This is a genomic window from Corynebacterium sp. HMSC055A01 (genome assembly GCF_001809405.1).
Classification (GTDB): domain Bacteria; phylum Actinomycetota; class Actinomycetes; order Mycobacteriales; family Mycobacteriaceae; genus Corynebacterium; species Corynebacterium hesseae.
Genome location: NZ_KV797596.1, coordinates 716 through 5113 on the forward strand (window position 1 = coordinate 716; position 4398 = coordinate 5113).

Genomic DNA, 4398 nt, shown 5'->3' on the forward strand with positions numbered 1-4398 from the left:
CTACGTGTCCACGATTTGCGGGCAACCCCAAGTGTTTCCAGGGGAGAACGCAGATGATGGGGATAGCGCCGCGCTGGTGAAGCCCGACGGCACGGTGGAGCTACTAGGAAGTTCCCCTGTTGATTTAACAGCTTTTGTTGAAGCTGGGGACTGGGTAACCACTCAATAAAACTGACCGCCAACCAATATGTCTCATACTCACCTCCGTTACCACCAAGGCGTGGAACACACCCAACACCCCACGGAGGAGACAAACCACATGTCGGATGAAAACACCACCCCCGCAGACCTCGCACAGCAGGCCGCTGACAAGGCGCAGCAGGCCCAGCACGACACCGAGCAGGGAACTACACCCAAGCCGGTGAACACCTAGGCGAGGCGCAGGCCAACGAGGCGGACGAAGCCGTAGACCTTGACGCGCTACGTAAGCAGCTCGCCCGATACGAAGCGGAAAACCGCAAGTTGAAGAACGAGAACGGCGACCGCCGAGTGAAGGCGAAGCAGGCGGAAGAACAGGCAGCGACGTTGAAGAAACTCGCGCAGGTACTCGGTTTTGAACCGTCCGACAAAGACACGGAGGAACAAATCAAGCAGGCCAAGGCCGCTGCGCAGGAACGAGAAGCCGAGCGTGACAAGCTCCAGGCCGAACTCGACCGAATGCGCGAGGACAACACCCTACGCAAGCTGGCGAAGGAAAACGGGGCAGACCCCGACATGCTTGTGCCGTATCTCCGTGGTGTAGGTGATCTCCCGAAGTGGGGCAGCGACGAGTGGGACAGTAAGGCTGGCGAACTCGTCACCAACACGCTCAACTCATTCCCACAGTTCAAGGCGGGTGGGGTAGCACCCCGCACCAGCGGAACCCCAGCCCCACGAACAACAACGATGGCCGAATCCTCACCGCCGATGACCTCGACCGCCTGTACGCACAGGGCAAGTTTGAGGAAATCAACAAGGCAGTGGAGGAAGGCCGTATCAGCCGCTAAAAGTTTCCACTAGGAGGAACGCACTATGGCAACTCCACAGTCCCACAAGAACTGGGATCCGGTAATCGGCCCGATTGTCGCGTCTGCGCTCATGCAGCCGCTCCGTCAGACCTGGGCATTCGCGCAGGAGGGTGTGACGAACTGCGACTTTGAGGGCGAAATCCGCGGTAAGGGTGACGAGGTTGTTGTCACCAACCTTAGCCGTCCCACCATCCGTAAGTACGACGAGTCCGAAGACATGATTGTTGAAGATGTCGAGTTCGGAGAGCGTAAGTTCAAGACCGACCAGGGCGACTACTTCAACTTCAAGATTCCGCTGGTATCTTCCGTCCAGTCTGCTCTAGACGTGAAGCCGGAGGCAGTCAGCGAGGCAGAGGAAGGCATGTCCGAGCAGGTCGATACCTACATCGGCAAGCTCATGAAGGACGGAGTGAAGAACTCCAACAAGGTGGGCACCCTCCCGCTCGACATTGAGAAGAAGGACGCGTACAAGACGCTGGTGGTGCTGCGTAAGAAACTCAACGCCACTTCGGTTCCGAAGACTGACCGTTTCGTGATGGTTGGCCCGGAGATGGAATCGGCGTTGCTGTACGACGAGCGCCTGGACAAGGCAGTGAACAACAGCAATCTCTTGAACGGTGAGATTGGTCGCCTGCTCGGGTTCCGCATCATTTCCGCGCCGACGGTGCCGACGGTGGCGGGCCGTGAGGTGGTCATTGCGGGCCACCCGATGGCTACCCCGTTCGGCTACCAGATCACGGAGGTGGCGGAATCGTCCATGCTGCCGTTCCGTTTCACCCGTGCGATTACGGGCCTCCAGGTGTACGGCGGTTCCGTGTTCCGCCCGGAGGTGCTGGCGACGGCTGAACAGGATGTGGTGGAGCCGACCACGGCGGGTGCTACCGAGTAGACGCTAGCCCGTAGCAGGCAGCGAAGGGGGTCAGGGTGTGTGCCTTGGCCCCCTTTACCCATACCTGGATGAAGGGCACACCATGAATAATCCGTATCAGGAAGAACTACTTAACCGTCTCCGTGACCATGATAACGCGAGGGGTGAACGTGAACTGACCCGGCTTATCAACTGGGCTACATCCGCTGTGTTGAAGTACACAGCTGTGCGGGCGCTCACTAAGACGATGATTGAGAAGTGGGTCAGAGTTAAGGCAGCAGGGTGTGTTCGATGCCGTCTAGGATCACATCGATGACGAGGTCGTAGTATTCCTCGGACATCGCTTCTTCTTCATCAGGGTGTGAGAGAGGCTCCAGGTAAGAGTTGACAATACTGGTCAGTCCAACAGATTGAGCCATCATAGGCTCAAGCCTGACAAGCATTTCGTGCAGGTTGTGGCGAGGCTGGATTTGATTGGATGCGCGCAGGTTTCTCGCTCCGATCGTGTGGATGATCGAGTTCGCGATAATTGTGTAGGCCACAGGCGAATTGTCACCAAACCCAGCTTCTTGTAGTTTGGCCCAGGCTCCATCGATCATCGGCAAAAACTGTTCGGTGAACTTGCCCCGCGCGAACCTGTCGGTAATCCCCGGATATGCTAACAATGCGGGGCGTAGATTGTGAGCCATAGCTCGAAACCAGGCTTTCCATTCAAGGTCCGGGTCGGGAACTTCAATCCCGACACATACCCGGTCTACAACAGCATCACAAATGGCTTCCTTGTTTGGAAAATAATGATAAATCACTGAGGGAACCACGCCCAGTTCACGGGCAATGTCCCGTACTGACCATCCCTCAACGCCACTGATCGCGCTTAACTGTACAGCTTGTTTGACAATCAGCTCGCGTGATAGCCCAGCCCTTCGCCCCGTTAGCACAGTGTTCATAAGGTGACCCTAACTTATTCCTTGACCCTTACTAGAACACCATTCTACAATATCCCTAAGTGAAACAGTGTTCTAGTAATGGAGTGTAGTGATGCCCGACCCTCGTAGTAATAAGCCGACACAGAGCTCTATTGATCCAGGAGCGCAAGCGAACCTGGTAGTGGGAATCGTTTTTCTCGCCTTTATGGGGCAAATGATTCTCAATCCGATCATCGCGCCACTGTCACGACAGATGGGATTGCGGGAATGGCATATTGGCGCCACTATCTCTTTGGCAGCGATTGTACTAGCGAGCTTGAGTGCTTATTGGGGGCGAGCTTCCCAACGTGTCGGCGCTAAACGTGTACTCGCTGCTGGGCTTGTGATCGCGATCATCGCTTTGAGCGCCTTCGGTATTGTCTCCTACCTGGGGATGAACCAGGTAGTTGGCGGTGTCGGACTAGTTTTTGGTGTTGTGATCACTCGTGGTTTGCTCTATGGTGGAGGGATTTCAGCGATCGCCCCGACCGCGCAAGCCCACCTGGTCACGCATGCTGCCAGCGAGAACGGGCGGGTAAAAGCACTGGGCATGATTGGAGCGGCTCAAGGGATGGCCTCCATTGTTGGAGGTGTTACTGGAGGTGTGTTAGCCGCTGCTGGTGGCCTGCTCTTGCCCTTGGTGGTCATGCCCGTTGTGATGGTGATTGGTCTGGTTGTTCTCTTGGTGAGTTTCGCACCTCAAAGCCGAGGGCAACTTTTTGCAAAGCCTCAACGGATTCGCTTCACTGATCCGCGTGTAGCTCCCTGGCTAGCAACTGGTCTGGTGATGTTTCTTGTGTTTTCTTCTGTTGCTACGATTTTTGGATTCACTGTCCAAGACCGCTTCGCCCTGTCGGCAACTGCGACCGCAGGTATTTCCGCGATTTACCTGACCATCATGGGCGTGACCATGATCATTGCCCAAGCGGTGATTGCTCCAAAGACAGGGTGGGGAGCAGCGAAGCTTTTACGTACTGGTCTGGCCATTACACTAGTTGCAACTGTGCTCATTTGGCCTACCTCCTCGCACGCTTTACTGGTTGTCGGGTGTATCGTGCTGGGGGTAGGTATGGGACTGGCGATGCCCGGGTACAACACTGGCCCAACCTTGAAGATGAGTGCAGATGAGCAAGGCGCAGTGGCTGGCATCATCAACGCTAATAATGGGTTGGCGTACGCGATTGCCCCGCTGGCTTCGACCGCCCTTTACGGGTGGAACCCGCTGGCACCCTTCGCCGTCTGTATCGCCTTGATTGCAGTGGTCGTCATCTACGCCCACACTGCACCCGCACTACGCCAATAACTATGAGCGTGCCTGAAGTAGCCGTTCCATCACGTTATCCGCAGGAGTCGGCCCTGAGGTTACCCTCGTTTAGTGGACACCCTATTTGTACGGATCTTGTGTCCGTAAGAGAGGATGTTCATTGTGAGTCAACAGCGCAAGAAGTACACGCCTGAGTACCGGCGTGAGGCCGCGAACCTGGTAATCGAGTCAGAGCGCCCAATTGCCCATGTGGCTAAGGAAATCGGTGTTTCCGCCGGGCTTTTAGGCCGGTGG

Annotated in this window: 5 protein-coding genes; 4 read left to right on the plus strand and 1 reads right to left on the minus strand. The window is 56.1% G+C overall.

The window, feature by feature from the left end; all coding sequences use genetic code 11:
• Positions 1 to 462: 462 nt before the first annotated feature.
• A complete protein-coding gene (locus HMPREF2604_RS12140) occupies positions 463 to 999 on the plus strand; it encodes a hypothetical protein (RefSeq protein WP_141746464.1) in 537 nt (178 codons plus the stop codon).
• A gap of 12 nt (positions 1000 to 1011) precedes the next feature.
• The gene (locus HMPREF2604_RS12145) at positions 1012 to 1896 is read left to right on the plus strand and encodes a hypothetical protein (protein WP_070529834.1); all 885 of its coding nucleotides are present in this window, start codon (positions 1012 to 1014) and stop codon (positions 1894 to 1896) included.
• A gap of 248 nt (positions 1897 to 2144) precedes the next feature.
• Here HMPREF2604_RS12145 and HMPREF2604_RS14230 read toward each other — a convergent pair whose 3' ends face one another.
• Positions 2145 to 2822 carry a TetR/AcrR family transcriptional regulator gene (locus HMPREF2604_RS14230; protein ID WP_070462451.1) on the minus strand — a complete coding sequence of 226 codons (678 nt, stop codon included), beginning with the start codon at positions 2820 to 2822 and terminating at the stop codon, positions 2145 to 2147.
• Positions 2823 to 2913: 91 nt separating this feature from the next.
• On the opposite strand from HMPREF2604_RS14230, the gene HMPREF2604_RS12155 reads away from it, so the two are divergent.
• Together HMPREF2604_RS12155 and HMPREF2604_RS14565 are read left to right on the plus strand one after the other, a co-directional pair.
• The gene (locus HMPREF2604_RS12155) at positions 2914 to 4143 is read left to right on the plus strand and encodes an MFS transporter (protein ID WP_070495012.1); all 1230 of its coding nucleotides are present in this window, start codon (positions 2914 to 2916) and stop codon (positions 4141 to 4143) included.
• Positions 4144 to 4257: 114 nt separating this feature from the next.
• Positions 4258 to 4398 (plus strand): transposase (locus HMPREF2604_RS14565; protein ID WP_141746436.1); only part of this gene is annotated, 141 nt, incomplete at its 3' end.

Coding starts and splice junctions, on each gene's coding strand:
- HMPREF2604_RS12145 (WP_070529834.1), top strand. CDS start 1,012: ATGGCAACTCCACAGTCCCACAAGAACTGGGATCCGGTAATCGGCCCG.
- HMPREF2604_RS14230 (WP_070462451.1), bottom strand. CDS start 2,822: ATGAACACTGTGCTAACGGGGCGAAGGGCTGGGCTATCACGCGAGCTG.
- HMPREF2604_RS12155 (WP_070495012.1), top strand. CDS start 2,914: ATGCCCGACCCTCGTAGTAATAAGCCGACACAGAGCTCTATTGATCCA.